This window comes from Streptomyces sp. NPDC007189, assembly GCF_040703635.1.
Lineage (GTDB): Bacteria > Actinomycetota > Actinomycetes > Streptomycetales > Streptomycetaceae > Streptomyces.
On sequence record NZ_JBEYEY010000008.1, the window covers coordinates 283,266 to 299,765 of the forward strand.

The 16,500-nt window shown below is 72.3% G+C and carries 12 protein-coding genes and 1 pseudogene; 4 read left to right on the plus strand and 9 right to left on the minus strand.

Annotated features, from left to right (window positions below; all coding sequences use genetic code 11):
- The first annotated feature begins 38 nt into the window (after nucleotides 1–38).
- A complete protein-coding gene (yicI, locus tag AB0950_RS19295; protein ID WP_360158777.1) occupies nucleotides 39–2,309 on the plus strand; it encodes an alpha-xylosidase in 2,271 nt (756 codons plus the stop codon).
- A 98-nt stretch (nucleotides 2,310–2,407) separates the two neighbouring features.
- On the opposite strand, the gene AB0950_RS19300 is transcribed toward yicI, so the two are convergent.
- From AB0950_RS19300 to AB0950_RS19325, 6 genes and pseudogenes are all read right to left on the minus strand, one after another.
- Nucleotides 2,408–3,649 carry a sigma-70 family RNA polymerase sigma factor gene (locus AB0950_RS19300; RefSeq protein WP_366779036.1) on the minus strand — a complete coding sequence of 414 codons (1,242 nt, stop codon included), beginning with the start codon at nucleotides 3,647–3,649 and terminating at the stop codon, nucleotides 2,408–2,410.
- The gene (locus AB0950_RS19305; protein WP_360158783.1) at nucleotides 3,636–3,977 is read right to left on the minus strand and encodes a YciI family protein; all 342 of its coding nucleotides are present in this window, start codon (nucleotides 3,975–3,977) and stop codon (nucleotides 3,636–3,638) included. The genes AB0950_RS19300 and AB0950_RS19305 overlap by 14 nt, the downstream gene beginning before the upstream one ends.
- A gap of 84 nt (nucleotides 3,978–4,061) precedes the next feature.
- The gene (locus tag AB0950_RS19310; protein ID WP_366779037.1) at nucleotides 4,062–5,300 is read right to left on the minus strand and encodes an FAD-dependent oxidoreductase; all 1,239 of its coding nucleotides are present in this window, start codon (nucleotides 5,298–5,300) and stop codon (nucleotides 4,062–4,064) included.
- A 319-nt stretch (nucleotides 5,301–5,619) separates the two neighbouring features.
- On the minus strand, nucleotides 5,620–6,762 hold the full coding sequence (locus AB0950_RS19315) for an enolase C-terminal domain-like protein (protein ID WP_366779038.1): 1,143 nt from the start codon (nucleotides 6,760–6,762) through the stop codon (nucleotides 5,620–5,622).
- On the minus strand, nucleotides 6,759–8,558 hold the full coding sequence (locus AB0950_RS19320) for a thiamine pyrophosphate-requiring protein (RefSeq protein WP_366779039.1): 1,800 nt from the start codon (nucleotides 8,556–8,558) through the stop codon (nucleotides 6,759–6,761). The genes AB0950_RS19315 and AB0950_RS19320 overlap by 4 nt, the downstream gene beginning before the upstream one ends.
- A gap of 316 nt (nucleotides 8,559–8,874) precedes the next feature.
- A pseudogene (locus AB0950_RS19325) lies at nucleotides 8,875–9,795 on the minus strand (sigma-70 family RNA polymerase sigma factor); the annotation flags it as partial.
- Between the two features lie 198 nt (nucleotides 9,796–9,993).
- On the opposite strand from AB0950_RS19325, the gene AB0950_RS19330 reads away from it, so the two are divergent.
- The 3 genes from AB0950_RS19330 to AB0950_RS19340 all read left to right on the plus strand — a co-directional run bounded on the left by AB0950_RS19330 (nucleotide 9,994) and on the right by AB0950_RS19340 (nucleotide 12,811).
- Nucleotides 9,994–10,362, plus strand: a complete 369-nt coding sequence (locus AB0950_RS19330; protein ID WP_360572204.1) for a sensory rhodopsin transducer — start codon at nucleotides 9,994–9,996, stop codon at nucleotides 10,360–10,362.
- A 46-nt stretch (nucleotides 10,363–10,408) separates the two neighbouring features.
- On the plus strand, nucleotides 10,409–10,960 hold the full coding sequence (locus tag AB0950_RS19335; protein WP_366779040.1) for an HPP family protein: 552 nt from the start codon (nucleotides 10,409–10,411) through the stop codon (nucleotides 10,958–10,960).
- A gap of 69 nt (nucleotides 10,961–11,029) precedes the next feature.
- Complete coding sequence (locus tag AB0950_RS19340; protein WP_360162965.1) at nucleotides 11,030–12,811, plus strand: glycoside hydrolase family 15 protein; 1,782 nt, start codon at nucleotides 11,030–11,032, stop codon at nucleotides 12,809–12,811.
- On the opposite strand, the gene AB0950_RS19345 is transcribed toward AB0950_RS19340, so the two are convergent.
- The 3 genes from AB0950_RS19345 to AB0950_RS19355 form a co-directional block, all read right to left on the minus strand.
- Nucleotides 12,712–13,833, minus strand: a complete 1,122-nt coding sequence (locus AB0950_RS19345) for an SDR family oxidoreductase (protein WP_360162962.1) — start codon at nucleotides 13,831–13,833, stop codon at nucleotides 12,712–12,714. The two genes, AB0950_RS19340 and AB0950_RS19345, sit on opposite strands and share 100 nt — an antisense overlap.
- Nucleotides 13,830–15,632, minus strand: a complete 1,803-nt coding sequence (locus tag AB0950_RS19350) for a thiamine pyrophosphate-requiring protein (protein ID WP_366779041.1) — start codon at nucleotides 15,630–15,632, stop codon at nucleotides 13,830–13,832. Before AB0950_RS19350 ends, AB0950_RS19345 begins: the two co-directional genes overlap by 4 nt.
- Nucleotides 15,633–15,753: 121 nt before the next feature.
- Nucleotides 15,754–16,422 (minus strand): flavin reductase family protein, encoded by a 669-nt coding sequence (locus AB0950_RS19355; protein WP_360161987.1) that lies wholly within the window; start codon nucleotides 16,420–16,422, stop codon nucleotides 15,754–15,756.
- Nucleotides 16,423–16,500: the final 78 nt, after the last annotated feature.

Below are 16,500 nucleotides of genomic sequence, written 5' to 3' on the forward strand. Positions count from 1 at the left end.
AGCCTTCGCCGACCACCTCCGCTCCCTTGAGGAAGACCATGAAGTTCACCAACGGGTTCTGGCGCATCCGCGACGGCGTCCAGGTGGCGTACGCCACCGAGGTGCGCGACGTGCGCGTTCAGTCGAAGCGCTTCACCAGCCATGCGGCCGTCCAGAAAGTGACGCGCAGAGGGGACACGCTCAACGCGCCGCTGATCACCGTCGACTGCTTCTCGCCCGCCGACGGGGTCATCGGCGTCCGCGTCACCCATCACGCCGGCAAGCGGCACCCGGGACCGGACTTCGCACTCGCGGCCGAACCCGGCGGTGCGGGCGAGGTCCGCCGGCAGGGCACCGTCACCGAGTTGGTCAGCGGTCCGCTCACGCTGCGCCTGGACCGGGCCGCGCCCTGGTCGCTGACCTTCCACGGTGCGGACGGACGGGAGCTGACCCGCGCGGGCCGCAAGGGCACCGCCTTCGCCACCACCGACGACGGCGCGCACCACGTCCTGGGCCAGCTCGCGCTCGGCGTCGGCGAGCAGATCTACGGACTGGGCGAGCGCTTCACGCCGTTCGTCAAGAACGGCCAGGTCGTGGACACCTGGCAGGCGGACGGCGGCACCAGCAGCGAACAGGCCTACAAGAACGTCCCGTTCTACCTGTCCTCACGCGGCTACGGCGTCTTCGTCAACCACCCCGGCAAGGTCTCCTTCGAGGTCGGCTCCGAGTCGGTCGGGCAGGTGCAGTTCAGCGTCGAGGACCAGACGCTGGAGTACTACGTCGTCGCCGGGCCCACCCCGAAGGACGTCCTCACCCGGTACACCGCCCTCACGGGCCGCCCGGCGCTCCCGCCCGCCTGGTCGTTCGGGCTGTGGCTGACCACGTCGTTCACCACGGACTACGACGAGGCGACGGTGATGTCGTTCGTCGACGGCATGGCCGGGCGCGGCATCCCGCTGTCCGTCTTCCACTTCGACTGCTTCTGGATGCGCGAGTACCAGTGGTGCGACTTCGAGTGGGACCCCGAGGTCTTCCCCGACCCGGAGGGCATGCTCGCCCGGCTGAAGGCCAAGGGGCTGCGCGTCAGCGCCTGGATCAACCCGTACATCGCGCAGAAGTCCCCGCTGTTCGAGGAGGCCGCGGCGCTCGGTCACCTGGTGCGCCGGCCGAACGGCGACGTGTGGCAGTGGGACCTGTGGCAGGCCGGCATGGGGCTGGTCGACTTCACCAGCCCCGACGCCCGCGCCTGGTTCCAGTCCAAGCTGAAGCCGCTGCTGGACCAGGGCGTGGACTGCTTCAAGACCGACTTCGGCGAGCGCATCCCCACCGACGTCGTCTGGCACGACGGCTCGGACCCGGAGCGGATGCACAACTACTACACGCACCTGTACAACCAGACCGTCTTCGAACTCCTGGAGAAGGAGCGCGGTCAGGGCGAGGCCGTGCTCTTCGCGCGCTCGGCGACCGCGGGCGGTCAGCAGTACCCGGTGCACTGGGGCGGCGACTGCTGGTCGTCGTTCGAGGCCATGGCCGAGTCGCTCAGGGGCGGCCTGTCGCTGTCCCTGAGCGGCTTCGGTTTCTGGAGCCACGACATCGGAGGGTTCGAGGGGACGCCCGAACCGTCGGTCTTCAAGCGCTGGCTGGCCTTCGGCCTGCTGTCCTCGCACAGCCGGCTGCACGGTTCGTCGTCCTACCGGGTGCCGTGGGAGTTCGGTGACGAGGCCGTCGCCGTGGCCCGGCGGTTCACCCGGCTCAAGCACCGCCTCATGCCGTATCTGTACGGCGCCGCCGTCGAGGCCCACCACACCGGCGTCCCGCTGATGCGCCCCATGCTCCTGGAGTTCCCGCACGACCCGGCCTGCCGCACGCTCGACCGCCAGTACATGCTCGGCTCCGACCTGCTGGTGGCCCCGGTGTTCAGCGAGGACGGCGAGGTGGAGGTGTACCTCCCCGAGGGCACCTGGACCCATCTCCTGTCCGGCGAGCAGGTCACCGGCCCGGCGTGGCGCACCGAACGGCACGGCTACGACAGTCTTCCGCTGTACGTCCGCGAGGGCGCCGTGCTGCCGCTGGCCTCGGACGACAGCCGGCCCGACGGCGACTGGCTGGACCGTCCGACGCTGCTCGTCCACCCGTCGGCAGCGGCCGGCCACACCGCTCGTGTCACCGTGCCCGACCCGACGGGCGCGCCGGCCGCCGTGTTCCACGTCCGCAGTGAGGGAGGCGTCCTGCGCGTCACCGCGGACGGCACCGACCGGCCCTTCACCGTGCGCGTCGCCGGTGGCGCGAGCGCGGAGGGGACGGGAGAGGTGACGGTGCCGCTGGGATGACGCAGCGGCCGGCACGAGCGTCGCGACGAGGGCCGCCGCGTTCCGGCAGCTGGCACGCAGCAGCTGTTGCCCGATGCCGGGGCAACGGCATCGGCGCGCTACCCCGTCGGCCTCAGTCGCGCGGTGAGCAGGGAGCGTTCGGCGGGGTTCGCGGTGAGGCGCAGGGCCTGCCGGTCGGCCTCGGCGGCCTCCTCGTCGCGGCCGAGGTCGCGCAGGAGCGCGGCGCGGGTGGCGTGGAAGAGGTGGTAGCGGCCCAGCCGGTCCGCGAGGGCGTCGACGTGGGCCAGGGCGGTGGCCGGACCGTCGGTGTGGCTGGTCACGATGGCCCGGTTGAGGCGCACCACGGGTGAGGGGTCGACGGCGAGCAACATGTCGTACAGGCGCAGGAGTTGCGGCCAGTCGGTGTCCTTCCAGGTGGGCGCCTCGCAGTGCACGGCGGCGATGGCGGCCTCGATCTGGTACGGGCCCGGTCTGCCGAAGCCGGCCGCCCGCTCGATCAGCGCGGTGGCGCTGCGGATGCGCCGGCCATCCCAGCGGGTACGGTCCTGGTCGGCGAGCGGTATCAGCCGCCCGTCCGCGTCCAGGCGGGCGGGCCAGCGGGCCGCGTGCAGCCGGATCAGGGCGAGCAGGGCGAGCGGTTCCGGCTCCTGGGGCAGCGCGCCGGCCAGCAGGGCGGCGAGCCATTCGGCGTCGTCGACGAGTTCGCGCCGTACGCCCACGTCTCCCCCGGTGGTGAAGCAGCCCTCGTTGAAGACGAGGTACACCACGCGCATGACCTGGGGCAGCCGTGCGGCGCGCTCCTCCGGCTCGGGCGCCCGGTAGGGGATCCCGGCGGTCGCGATCTTGTGCTTGGCCCGGGTGATCCGCTTGGCGAGGGTGGCCTCGGGCACCAGGAACGCCCGCGCGATCTCGGCGGTGGTCAGGCCGGCCACGGCGCGCAGGGTCAGGGCGACCTGGGCGTCCGGGTCGAGGGCCGGGTGGCAGCAGGTGAAGATGAGCCGCAGACGGTCGTCGGGCTCGCGCTCGGCCGAGTCGGGCAGCGCCTCGATGCGGGCCGCGAGGTGCGGGAGCCGGTCGTGGAAGCGGGCCTGGCGCCGGACGCGGTCCAGGGCCTTGTTGCGGGCGCACGTCAGCAGCCAGGCTCCGGGCCGCCGGGGCGGGCCCGTGCTCGGCCAGTGGCGCAGCGCCTCCACGACGGCCTCGCTGACCATCTCCTCGGCCAGGTCGAAGTCGCCCAGGAGGCGGACCAGGCTGGCGGTCAGCCGGCCCGCCTCCTCGCGGAAGACCCGCTCGATCAGCGACCGGGTGTCCCGGTCGCCGGCCGGGTCAGCGTTCGACAAGCGGCCGCACCTCCACCTTGCCGTCGGGCACCGGGAAGCTCGCCGCCAGCTCCAGCGCGGCGTCCAGGTCCGGCACCTCCACCACCGCGTAGCCTCCGATCGCCTCCTTGGCCTCCAGCAGCGGACGGTCGATCACGGTGGAGCGGCCCTCCTCGACCACGACGGTGGTAGCGGTCTCGGGTTCGCGGAGCTGCTGGGCCTCGACGATCGTCCCGTCGGCGCGGTGCTTGGTGAACCACTCCATGATCCGGCCGTAGACCTCGCCGCGCTCCTGGTCGGAGCCCTCCTCCTGCCAGGCGCCCCGGGTCAGCAGCAGTACGTACTTCATCGTGTCCTCCTCGGTCGTCGTGCCTGTCACACCTACACGACGAACAAGCCGGCGCCGACAGGACAGCACCGCGACCTCGTTTTGTCACGGCACCCGGCGTACGGCCGCCTCGGGTGCGCGTTCGCGCAGTGCGCCGTAGGCGATGAAGTAGGCGGGCAGGCGGCGCAACGGTGATCCGGCGACCAGGCGCGCCAGGCGCCGGGCCCGGTCCGGACCGCCGAGCGCCGGCCGGCCCTGCAGGACGGGTGCGATGAAGCGGGCGTGGGCCATCCGCTGGAGGGTCTGTGTGGCGACCGTGGTGGGACGGCGGCGGCGCTGCAGACGGCGCAGGTCGCGCCGCCGCACCCGGCCCTGGCGCAGTGGCCCGACGAGGTAGCGGGCGGCGGCCACGGCGTCCTGGACCGCGAGGTTGATGCCGATCCCGAAGACCGGGGACATGGCGTGCGCGGCGTCACCGATGCACAGCAGTCCGGGGCGGTACCAGCGGCGCAGCCGGTCCAGCCGTACGTCGAGGAGCTTGACCTCGTCCCACGAGCGCACGGCGTGCGTGCGGTCGGCGATCCAGGGCACCGCCGCCGCGAAGTCGGCCAGGAAGCGGTCGAGGCCTGCGGCACGCCGTCGGCTGTCGGTGCCCTTGGGGATGAGCCCGGCGCACTGCCAGTAGTCGCCGCGGTCGATCATCGCGGTCAGGAAGCCGTTCCCGGCGCCGCCGTAGAGCCCCTGCGGGTCGCTCTCGCGGCGGGGCAGCCGGAACCACCAGGCGTCCATCGGGCAGGTGAAGCGGCGCAGGCCCAGTTCCGGGCGGGTGCGGGCGAGTGATCCGCGCCCGTCGCAGGCGACGGTCAGCAGGGCGCGCAGCTCGCCGGTGCGGCCGTCGGCGGTGCGGTAGCGCACGCCCGTCACACGCCCGGACTCGATCAGGAAGTCGGTCGCCTGCGTGTTCATCCGCAGGTCGAAGGACGGCTCACGCCGGGCCTCGTCGGCGAGCAGGTCCAGCAGGTCCCACTGGGGCACCATCGCCACGTAGTCGTACGGGCCGCGCAGCACGGTGAGGTCGCCGACCGTCACGGTCGAGCCGTCGGCTCCGACCGGCAACTGGACCGTGCGCACCCGGCGTTGGGGCAGCCGGGCGAAGCGCTCGCCCAGGCCGAGATCGTCCAGCAGCGCCAGGGTGGAGGGGTGGACGGTGTCGCCGCGGAAGTCGCGCAGGAAGTCGCCGTGCTTCTCCAGCACGGTCACCGGGACACCGGCCCGGGCCAGCAGCAGGGCGAGCACCATGCCCGCGGGGCCGCCGCCGACCACACAGCATGTGGTCCGTTCCATCGCGTGCCGCCCTTCAGGAGAGCATCAATTCATCGACCGATGAATATCCTATCTCCACCGGGGCCCGGCTGCCATGGCGGCACCGTTCACCGGCGTACGATCCGCAAGGTTTCGGCAGCGGGGCGGCGCCGCGTTCCGGGTGCGGGGTGACCGCGTGCCTGCCCTTGTCCCGGGCCGGCTTCATCACCTCGGCGGGGTGCAGGGCGTGCCGTCCGGTGCCGGCGTCCTTGATCTGGGTCTTGCAGGAGAAACCGTCGGGCCTGTTCGCCGCAGTCCATGTGCCGCCCAGGGACACGCACAGGTCGGGTGGAGAACCGGGTCAGGTGGTCCGTGGTCCGTACACGCGGTAGCGCTCGGCGTCGGGCCACTTGACCTCCAGGCCGAGGCCGGGCCGGCCGGTGTCGGGGCGCAGCGCGCCGCCGTCGGGTGACAACGTGCCGTCGAACAGCAGGCGTTCGAGCCGCACGTGGTCGTGGAAGTACTCCAGGTGCCGCAGCCGGCGCACGGCGCAGAACGCGTGCGCCGAGACCGCCGGCGCGCAGTGGGCGGACAGGTCCAGATGGTGGGCCGCCGCAAGGCCCGCCGCCTCCAGGACGCCGGTGATGCCTCCGCAGCGGGTGACATCGGCCTGCAGGCAGTCCACCGCGGGTCCGTCCACGAGGTTGACGAAGTCCCGTGTGGTGTACGCGTACTCGCCCGCCGCGATCTCCAGCCGCTCGGGGCCCCGCTCGCACAGCATGCGCAGGCCCTCCAGGTCGGCGGAGCTGACGGGCTCCTCGAACCACCGCACGTCCCACTCGTCGTGGAACCGGCGGGCCCAGTACAGCGCCTGCTTGCGGCCCAGGGCTCCGTTGGCGTCGGTGAAGATCTCCGGCTCGTCGCCGATGGCCTTGCGTACGGCCGTCAGGCGCTGCGGGTCCCGTTCGGGGTCCCGGGAGGTCTTGAGCTTGACGCGTGGGATGCCCTGCTCCACCCATCCGCCGAGCTGGTCGGTGAGGCGGTCGAGCGGGTAGTTCGTGAATCCTCCGCTGCCGTACACCGGGACCCGGTCGTGCCAGGCGGGCAGGAGGTGGATCAGCGGCAGGTCCAGCAGCCGCGCCTTGAGGTCCCAGAGGGCGACGTCCACCGCGGAGACCGCCATGGCGCCGACGCCGGGGCGGCCCGCGTTGCGGATCTGCCGTCCCATCAGATGCCAGACGGCGGAGGGCGAGGCGACGGACTGGCCTTGTACGACGCCCACCAGCTTTGACTCGGCGAAGGAGGCCACCGACACGTCGCCGTACGTGTAGCCGATCCCGGTACGGCCGCCGGCGTGCACCCGGACCAGGACCATGGTCGTGGACTCCCACTCCAGGGTCCCGTCCTGCTCCGTGCCGTCCGGGCCGTCGGTCGGCACCTCGAAGGCGTGCACGTCGACGGAGTCGATCCGACAGGCCGTCAGGTCCGGTACCGCGGCGCTCACGAGTGCCGTCCCGGCAGATGCTCGGCGACCTCGGTGAGCTTCTGCCGCATGCCCTTGGCCGCGATGCCGGCCCGCTCCGGGTCCCGTACGGCGGCCTTCGCGGCTTTCTTCCCCTGTGCCAGCATGATGTGCGGCGGGATCGGCGCGATCTCCTGGTCCACCTTGAACTCCAGGACGACCGGTACGTCCGAGGCGAGTGCCTCGTCCCACGCCTTGCCGACCTTCTTCGGCTTCTCGCAGAAGATGCCCTTCAGACCCAGCATCTCGGCGTACTGGGCGTAGGGCACGTCGGGGACGGACTGCGAGCCCGGGAACTTCGGGTCCCCGGCCATGGCCCGCTGCTCCCAGGTCACCTGGTTGAGATCCTCGTTGTTGAAGACGCAGAAGATGAACGGCGCCGGGCCGGACAGCCGGTCCAGGTACCGCTTGACGGTGATCATCTCGGCCATGCCGTTCATCTGGAACGCGCCGTCACCGACGAACGCGATCACCGGCCGGTCCGGGTAGGCGAACCGGGCCGCGATCGCGTACGGCGTCCCCGGCCCCATGGTCGCCAGGGTGCCGGACAGCGACGCCTGCATGCCCTTGCGCAGCTTCAGGTGCCGGGCCCACCAGTTGGTGCCCGAGCCGGAGTCCGCGGTGAGGATGCAGCCGTCGGGCAGGCGCGGCGACAGCTCGGACGCCACCGCCTGCGGGTTGATGGTGCCGCCGAAGTGCTGGCCGGCCCGCTTCTGGCAGATCGCGTCCCACTCCCGGACGTCCTTCTCGATCTGCTGCCGCCAGCCGCGGTCCTGCTTGCGTTCCAGCAGCGGCAGCAGGGCCTTCAGGGTCTCCTTGGAGTCCCCGACGAGATGGGCGTCCATGGGATAGCGGATGCCGATCATCCGCCCGTCGATGTCGATCTCGACACCCTTGGCCTGCCCCTCGTCCGGCAGCCACTCCGCGTACGGGAAGCTCGTGCCCACCATCAGCAGGGTGTCGCAGTTCTGGATCATGTTGTCGCTGGCCTTGCTGCCCAGCAGACCGATCGGCCCGGTCACGAACGGCAGGTCGTCCGGCAGCACCTCCCGGCCCAGCAGCGCCTTCGCGACCCCGGCCCCCAGCAGTTCCGCCGTCTCCACGACCTCGCTCTCGGCGTGTGCGGCGCCCTGCCCGATGATCACGGCCACCTTGGTGCCCGCGTTGAGCACGTCCGCCGCCTTGCGCAGCTCTTCGGGGTCGGGCAGGACCCGGGGTTGGCTCCAGCCGACGCTGGAGAACACCGAGCCGTGCGTCTTGGGCGGGGACGGCTGGGCCTTCTCCTCCTGCACGTCCTCCGGGATGATGATCGTGGCGACACCGCGCGTGGTCAGGGCCGTCTTGAAGGCCCGGTCGATGACATGGCGGGCCTGCCCGGGGTGCATGATCATCTGGCAGAACTCGGAGACATCGGCGAACAGCCGGGCCAGGGGGATCTCCTGCTGGTAGTGGGCGCCGAGGGAGAGCCGTTTCTGCTGGCCGACCACGGCGACCACCGGCTGGTGGTCCAGTTTCGCGTCGTACAGCCCGTTGAGCAGGTGGACCGCGCCGGGGCCGGAGGTCGCGGTGCAGCAGCCCACCTCCCCGGTGAACTTCGCGTGCGCGCACGCCATGAACGCGGCCATCTCCTCGTGCCGCGTCTGGATGAACTCCGGCTCGCCCTGGGCACGGTCGAAGGCGCCCAGCAGCCCGTTGATCCCGTCTCCGGGATAGCCATAGACCCGCTTGATCCCCCATTCCCGCAGGCGTTGCAGGACGTAGTCGGCCACCAGCGTCATGACATGCTCTCCCTCGGACGCGCACCTCTGCCGTCGGGACTGGGTGACCCATGGGCGCGTCCCGCAAACGGACGCCGGGCGCGGTCCCTCCGTCTGGCCGAACAACTGCGCGCCGGTGGCGCCGGGCCGGGCCGGGACAGGGCACACGCCGTCCGCTGCGGCCCGGGACGCCGGACGGCGTACGACGCGCTTCGGCGTCGACCGCCGGGACTTCGGTGTGCCGGGGTGGTGCTGTTCGCGCCTGCCCGACCGCTTCTGCGGGATTTCCCCGGTCCGTGCCGGTGACGGACGGGGCGAGGCCCGCGAGCGTCTGCCGCAGCTGTGCGAGGCATCGGGTGAGCAGGCGCGACACGTGCATCTGCGAGATCCCCACGGCCGCCGCGATCTGCTGCTGGGTCCGGTCGTGGAAGAAGCGCAGGACGAGGATGCGGCGTTCCCGGTCCGGGAACTGCCGCAACGCCCTGATGACCTCGACGCGTTCGGCGGCGGCTTCCAGCCGGGGGTCCTGCTCGCCCAGCGTCTCGGCGAGCGCGGGACGGGCGGTGTGGCCGGCCGCCTCCGGCGGTGCGTCGAGGGAGCGGGGGCGCAGCGCGCCCTGGGAGCGCACGGCCTCGGTCACGGCGCCCTCGGACAGGCCGCAGGCGCGGGCGATCTCGGCCCGCGAGGGCGCGCGGCCACCGCACCGCTGCTCCAGCTCCTGCCGTGCCCGTTCGACCTGTTGCCGGGCTTCCTGCACGGAACGGGGCAGCCGGACGAGGCCCGTCCGGTCCCGCAGGTGCCGCTTCAGTTCGCCGGTGATCGTCGGCAGCGCGTACGACAGAAAGGCGTGCCCCCGGCCGGGTTCGTAGCCGTCGATCGCCCTGACCAGGCCCAGACAGGCCACCTGGACCAGGTCGGCGTGCTCCTCGCCCCCGATAGCGCGGTACCTGGCGGCGATCCGGCGCGCGAGCGGGACCAGGGTGCGGACGGCCATCTCGCGGGCGGCCTCCCGGTCCCGGCCCGGGGGCAACCGGCTGATCCGGGCGACGAGTTCGTCGATCCGCTCGGAGGAAAGGGCGCCGCCGGGGGTGCGTTTCCGTGGTGCTCGGGGAGTGCTGAGCGGGGTCATGGGCGCCTCTGCTGTGGCCGGGCTTCCGTGCACAACGGCTGGGTATCCAGATTCCGTTGCACTAGGCAATGCTCCCGCGGGGGCGCGGGCCGCGCGCGCAGCGTCGGGGCCATACGGCCGAACGGGCATCCCAGGCCGAGCGTGCGGAGTCACCCCGAAAGGTCTTGCCGCCTGCCGGAGCCGTGCGTTCGGGTGCGGAGTGGCCTGGGTACCGGAGTCTGGTGCGCAGTGGCGCACCGCACGCCGGGGCGGTGATCAGATCTGAAGGCGTCCGTCCTCGGGGGTCTACCGCGCCGAAGCCCACCCTTCCCGAGAGGAGACCGGAGCATGGAACACATCGGGCACCGTGTGTGGGCGATCCCGGAGGGGTTCGTCCCGGACGGGAGCACCGGGCCGGAGTCGATGGCCAGCCATGAGACGGCGTGCATCCTCAACACCGGGGACCAGGACGCGCATGTGAAGATCACCCTCTTCTTCCCGGACCGCGAACCGGCCGGGCCGTACGAGGTCACCGTGCCCGCCCGCCGTACGCTGCACCAGCGGTTCAACGAACTCACTGACGACGGCTCCGTACCGGTCGGCGCGGACTATGCGTCCGTGCTGGTCAGTGATGTGCCGGTGGTCGTGCAGCACACGCGTCTCGACAGCCGGCAGGCGGCCAACGCCCTGCTGTCGACCATCGCGTACGCATCATGACGACCGCACCGCTCCCCAGCCCCGACGCGCTCATGGTGGAGGGACCGTGAGCGCCCGGCAGGCGTCGGGCACGCCCTCCTCCGGCGGCTTCGGCGCCGTACCGGGCCGGCTGCTCGGCGGCGTACGTCTGTTCCTGCTGTCCGCCCTGCTCCTCGCCGGCGTCGGGGCCATCGGCCATCTCATCGGGTGGGTGGCGCTGACCACGACGCTGGGGCCGACCGCCTATGTGCTGCTGGCTCATCCGGAGTCGGAGGGCGCGCGGTTGCGCAGCGCGGTGACAGGGCACGTCCTGGCCATCGCCGTGGGGCTGGCGTGTCTGGCCGTCTTCGGGCTGTGGAGCCACCCGTCCATCGCGCAGGAGCACCAGGAAACCGTCCAGCAGATCGGCGCGGAAGCCCTCGGGGTGGGACTCACCCTGCTCCTGCTGCACCTGTGCGACGCCCATCACCCGCCGGCCGCCGCCACGGCCCTGCTGATCACGTCGGGCCTCTCGCGACCGGGACCGCCCCTGTACGGCCTGCTGGTCGGGCTCGCCCTGGTCCTGGCGATCGCCCCCCTGATCGGCATGGCGACGTCCCGGAGCGGAAGGCGCCCCTGACCGCTCCAGCCGTCCTCCGTCGGCGTACGGTTCGTTTCCTCGGGGGGAAGCGGGGAAAACCACAGTGCCATGGGTGACGGAGCGGACAGGCCGGTGCGCGTGCCGAGCGACATGTGTCCGCCATGGGTGCTGCGGGAGTACGCGGTCCTGGCCGACGGCGAGCGCGGCGCCGTCGTGGACCCGGAGGGACGGATCGTCTGGCTCTGCGCCCCGCGCTGGCACAGTGACGCGGTGTTCTCCTCACTGATCGGCGGCTGCGGGTACTTCGGTGTGGAACCGGAGGACCGCTGGCACGTGTGGGGCGGCTACTACGAGGACGGCACGCTGATCCGGGTCAGCCGCTGGCTGACCGCCGACTCCGTGATCGAGTGCCGTGACGCGCTGGCGATGCCGGCCTCGGTGGACCGGCTCGTCCTGCTGCGCCGGATGCGCGTCGAACGCGGGGAGGCACGCCTGCGGTTCGGCCTCGACCCGAGACCCGGCTTCGGCGCGGGCCGGGTGCGCGACCCCCGGCTGGACGGCGGGGTGTGGACCGCGGACGCCGACGGTCTGCGGCTGCGGCTCCTCGGGGCGCACCGGGCGGCGTGGAACCCCGAGTGCGGCCTGCGCGGTGAGGTCCGCCTCCGCAAGGGCGAGCAGCACGACCTGGTCCTGGAGCTGTCGGAGAACGGCAGCTTTGAGGAGCTGGACCCGGAGGAGCTGTGGACACGGACCGAGGACGCCTGGCGGCGGGCCGTGCCCGACTGCTCCGGCCTGGCCGCACCGCGCGACGCCCGGCACGCCTACGCGGTCCTGCGCGGGCTGACGAGTTCCTCCGGCGGCATGGTCGCGGCCGCCACGACCTCGCTGCCGGAGCGGGCGAACACCGGCCGCAACTACGACTACCGCTTCGCCTGGCTGCGGGACCAGAGCTACGCGGGCCTCGCGGTGGCCGCGCACGGCCCGCACGAGCTGCTCGACGCCGCCGTGCGCTTCACGGCTGAACGCGTTCTCGCCGACGGTGATGGCCTGCACCCCGCGTACGCCGTCGACGGCAGCCCCCTGCCGGACGAGCGGGGGCTTCCGTTGCGCGGCTACCCGGGGGGCAACGACCGCATCGGGAACCGCGCGGCGCGGCAGTTCCAGCTCGACGCGTTCGGCGAGGCGCTCCAGCTGTTCGCCGCCGCCGCTCACCACGACCGGCTCTCCTCGGATGCGGAGCAGGCGGTCGCGGTGGCGGTCGACGCGGTGGAGCGGTACTGGCAGCGGCCCGACTCCGGGCTGTGGGAACTGGAGGAACGGTGGTGGACCCAGTCCCGGCTGAGCGTCGTCTGCGGGCTGCGCCGCATCGCCGAGGTGCTGCCGGGGCGCACGGCGAAGCGGTGCGCCCCTCTCGCCGAGGCCGTCTTCGCCGAGACCCGGCGCCGGTGTCTGCGCGCCGACGGCCGGTGGCGGCGGGCCGCCGACGACGACGGTCCGGAGGCCGCCCTGCTGATGCCGCTGGCCCGGGGCTGCCCTTCCGCCGACGACCCGAGCAGCCCGGCCACCCGCCGCTACATCGAGGAGCAGCTCGCCGAGGACGGATACCTCTATCGCTTCGCCCACCCGGGCATGCCCCTGGGCGAGGCCGAAGGCGCCTTCCTGTTCTGCGGGTTCACCATGGCGCTGGCCACCGATCACCTCGGCGACCGCACCGGCGCGCTCCGCTGGTTCGAACGGACCCGGGCGGCCTGCGGTCCGTCCGGGTTGTTCGCGGAGGAGTACGACGTACGTCAGCGCCAGCTGCGCGGCAATCTGCCCCAGGCGTTCGTCCACGCCCTCCTGCTGGAGTGCGCCGTCCGCCTCAACGACGCCTCGGCGCTTCCGCGCTGAGACGGCCGGGGCAGCGGGCGCAGGCCCGCCGCGAGAGCCGTGCCGGCCGCGCCCAGGGCGGCCGCGGTGAGCGCGAGGGGACGCCGGTGGCGGGAGGCCCACAGCTGGAGGCTGCGGGAGTGCGCCTCGTCGTCGAAGATCCCGTGCGGGCCGTGGTCGGCGCCGTGCGTGTCGTCGACCGGCTTCCACAGGTTGGCGGGCCGCGTGGGGTCCAGGGGCTGGTCCGTCTGCTGCGAGTCGTAGCCGGTCCGGGCCAGGTACCTGTCCAGCAGGCCGGCCGCGAACCGCTGCCCCAGCAGGGTGGCGACCGTGGAGCCGCCGATCCAGTGCTCGCTGCGCTGGGGGTGGTCGGCCGCGTGCAGGATGCCCTCGGCGGCGACCTCCGGCTGGTAGACCGGCGCCACCGGCCGCGGATGCCGGGGCAGCCGTGTCCGCACCCAGCTGAACTGCGGCGTGTTCACCCCGGGCAGGTGCGCCGTGGTCACCCGTACGCCGCTGCCGTCGTGCAGCAGCTCGCAGCGCAGCGCGTCGGTGAAACCCCGGATCGCGGCCTTGGCCCCGCAGTACACCGCCTGCAACGGCACGCTGCGGTAGGCCAGGGCCGAGCCGACCTGGACGATCGTGCCCCGGCCACGGGGCAGCATCCGGCGCAGGGCGGCCTGGGTGCCGTGGACGAAGCCGAAGTACGTCACCTCGGTGGCGCGGCGCAGCTCCTCCGGGCGGACCTCCGTCACGGGCGCGAACACCGTGGCGAACGCGGCGTTCACCCAGATGTCGATCGGCCCGAGCTGGTCCTCCACCTGCTGTGCGGCCGCTTCCACGGCCTCCGGGTCCGCGACGTCGACGACGAGGGGCAGCGCCCGTCCGCCGGCCGTGCGGACATCGTGCGCGGCCTGCTCCAGGCCCTTCTGCCCGCGTGCCAGCAGCGCCACGGCGGCACCGCGCGCGCCGAACGCACGGGCCGTGGCCCGGCCGACACCGGCGCTGGCGCCGGTGACGACCACGACCTGGGGGTTGCTCATTTTTCCCCCCGGCCGGGGAGGTGCTCGGCATATTCGGTGAGCTTCTGCCGTACGCCCTTGGCCGTGATGCCGGCCTTCTCCGGGTCGTGGAGCGCCGCCATGGCGGCCTTCTTGCCCTGGGCCTTCATGATGTGCGGCGGAATGGGTGCGATCTCGTTGTCGACCTTGAACTCCAGCACCACCGGCCGGTCGCACGCCAGGGCCTCGTCCCAGGCCGCGCCGACCTTGTCGGGGTCGTCGCAGACGATGCCCTTCAGGCCCAGCAGCTGGGCGTAGGCCGCGTACGGCACGTCCGGGATCTCCTGCGAGGCCGGGTACTTCGGGTCGCCGGCCATGGCTCGCTGCTCCCAGGTGACCTGGTTGAGGTCCTGGTTGTTGAAGACGCAGAAGATGAACGGCGCCGGGCCGGACAGCCGGTCAAGATACCGCTTGACGGTGATCATCTCGTTCATACCGTTCATCTGGAACGCGCCGTCACCGACGAAGGCGATCACCGGACGGTCCGGGTAGGCGAAGCGGGCCGCGATCGCGTACGGCGTCCCCGGACCCATCGTGGCCAGCGTCCCCGACAGCGACGCCCGCATGCCCTGGCGCAGTTTCAGGTGCCGGGCCCACCAGTTGGTGCCCGAGCCGGAGTCCGCGGTGAGGATGCAGCCGTCGGGCAGGCGCGGCGACAACTCGGCGGCGACGGCCTGCGGGTTGATCGTGTTCTCGAAGTGCTGGCCGGCCCAGCGCTCGCACAGGTCGTACCACTCGCGGACGTCCTTCTCGATCTGCTCGCGCCAGGTCCGGTCCTCCTTGCGGTGCAGGAGGGGGATGAGCGCGCGGAGCGTCTCCTTGGCGTCCCCGACGAGATGGGCGTCCATGGGATAGCGGATGCCGATCATCCGTCCGTCGATGTCGATCTCGACACCCTTGGCCTGCCCCTCGTCCGGCAGCCACTCCGCGTACGGGAAGCTCGTGCCCACCATCAGCAGGGTGTCGCAGTTCTGGATCATGTTGTCGCTGGCCTTGCTGCCCAGCAGACCGATCGGCCCGGTCACGAACGGCAGGTCGTCCGGCAGCACCTCCCGGCCCAGCAGCGCCTTCGCGACCCCGGCCCCCAGCAGCTCGGCGACCTCGACGACCTCCGCCTCCGCCTTGGCCGCTCCCTGGCCGACGAGCATCGCGACCTTGGATCCCTCGTTGAGGACCGCCGCGGCCTTGCGCAGCTCGTCGGGATCGGGCAGCACGCGGGGCCGGCTCCAGCCGACGCTGGAGAACACCGAGCCGTGCGTCTTCGGCGGGGACGGCTGGGCGTCCTCCTCCTGCACGTCGTTCGGAATGATGATCGTGGCGACACCGCGCGTGGTCAGGGCCGTCTTGAAAGCGCGGTCGATGACGTGCCGCGCCTGTCCCGGGTGCACGATCATCTGGCAGAACTCGGACACGTCCGCGAAGAGCAGCTCGAGATCCACCTCCTGCTGGTAGTGGGCGCCGAGGGAGAGCCGCTTCTGCTGGCCGACCAGGGCGACCACCGGCTGGTGGTCCAGCTTCGCGTCGTACAGCCCGTTGAGCAGGTGTACGGCACCGGGACCGGAGGTCGCGGTGCAGCAGCCCACCTCCCCGGTGAACTTCGCGTGCGCGCACGCCATGAACGCGGCCATCTCCTCGTGCCGCGTCTGGATGAACTCCGGCTCGCCCTGGGCACGGTCGAAGGCGCCGAGGAGTCCGTTGATGCCGTCTCCGGGATAGCCGTACACCCGTTTCACGCCCCATTCGGTGAGGCGTTGCAGGACAAAGTCGGCGACTTGGGTCATGGGGGTTCTCCTGAGCCGGGGTGCGAAGGGTCGCGCCTGGGGGTTGCCTCGACGGCCCGGGCGTAAACGCCGCGCGCGGCCGTTCGGGGAAGGTTCCAGCCGACCGGCTCAGCGGCCGACGTCACCTGCCGGGCACGGCGCTCACCGGCCGGCCCGTGCGAGGGGTCTCGGACACGCCGCTGCGGCCGAGTTCCGGGCCCAGTCCGAAGTAGTGCCGGAAGTTGTAGATCAGCGGGCTCCAGGCGGCGGGATCGATGTGCTGGGTGCCGGGGACCACCAGACGCGGGTCGGCGTGCACCTTCAGCACCTGGGCCTCGACGATCAGGAAGTCACCGGCGGCGGCGGTGCCCACGCGGGCGGCCCGCGCCTCCAGCTGGACCGGGCATTCGGCCACCCGTGGCGGGCGGACGGTGTGCGAAGTCTGCGCCCGGAAGCCGGTGGCCCCGAACTTGTCCGGCTCGTAGCGGGCGCGGCGGGGGCCCTGCCCGGCCGCTTCGGGCCGGCCGGTGAGCCCGCCCAGGTGCTCGACCATCGGCCAATGCCCGGGCTCAGGCAGGCTGATGACCATCTCCGGACGGACCGCCAGGTTCGCTCCGGTCTGCCCGTGTTCACCGAGCCCCAGCACCACCACCTGCCCGAGGGCCCAGGCGGACGAGATCGGGGCCAGGTTGAAGGTCCCGTCGGCGTTCTCGGTGGTCAGCAGCACGACGGGCGTGCCGAAGTAGAGGATGCTCGGGGTGATGGTCAGGTGGCTGCCGGTGGGCCTGGCGGGGTTCGGTGCGGTGTCCATGCGGTGACCGTAGGGCGCCGGTCGTTCGGCGGGAGCCGAACCGATCACCGGTGATCATCGGCGGCAGCGGGGAACGAG

Bases quoted from the DNA above. Each gene is read 5' to 3' on its own strand.
- yicI (WP_360158777.1), top strand. From the start codon at position 39: ATGAAGTTCACCAACGGGTTCTGGCGCATCCGCGACGGCGTCCAGGTG.
- AB0950_RS19305 (WP_360158783.1), bottom strand. From the start codon at position 3,977: ATGAAGTACGTACTGCTGCTGACCCGGGGCGCCTGGCAGGAGGAGGGC.
- AB0950_RS19310 (WP_366779037.1), bottom strand. From the start codon at position 5,300: ATGGAACGGACCACATGCTGTGTGGTCGGCGGCGGCCCCGCGGGCATG.
- AB0950_RS19320 (WP_366779039.1), bottom strand. From the start codon at position 8,558: ATGACGCTGGTGGCCGACTACGTCCTGCAACGCCTGCGGGAATGGGGG.
- AB0950_RS19330 (WP_360572204.1), top strand. From the start codon at position 9,994: ATGGAACACATCGGGCACCGTGTGTGGGCGATCCCGGAGGGGTTCGTC.
- AB0950_RS19340 (WP_360162965.1), top strand. From the start codon at position 11,030: ATGGGTGACGGAGCGGACAGGCCGGTGCGCGTGCCGAGCGACATGTGT.
- AB0950_RS19345 (WP_360162962.1), bottom strand. From the start codon at position 13,833: ATGAGCAACCCCCAGGTCGTGGTCGTCACCGGCGCCAGCGCCGGTGTC.
- AB0950_RS19350 (WP_366779041.1), bottom strand. From the start codon at position 15,632: ATGACCCAAGTCGCCGACTTTGTCCTGCAACGCCTCACCGAATGGGGC.
- AB0950_RS19355 (WP_360161987.1), bottom strand. From the start codon at position 16,422: ATGGACACCGCACCGAACCCCGCCAGGCCCACCGGCAGCCACCTGACC.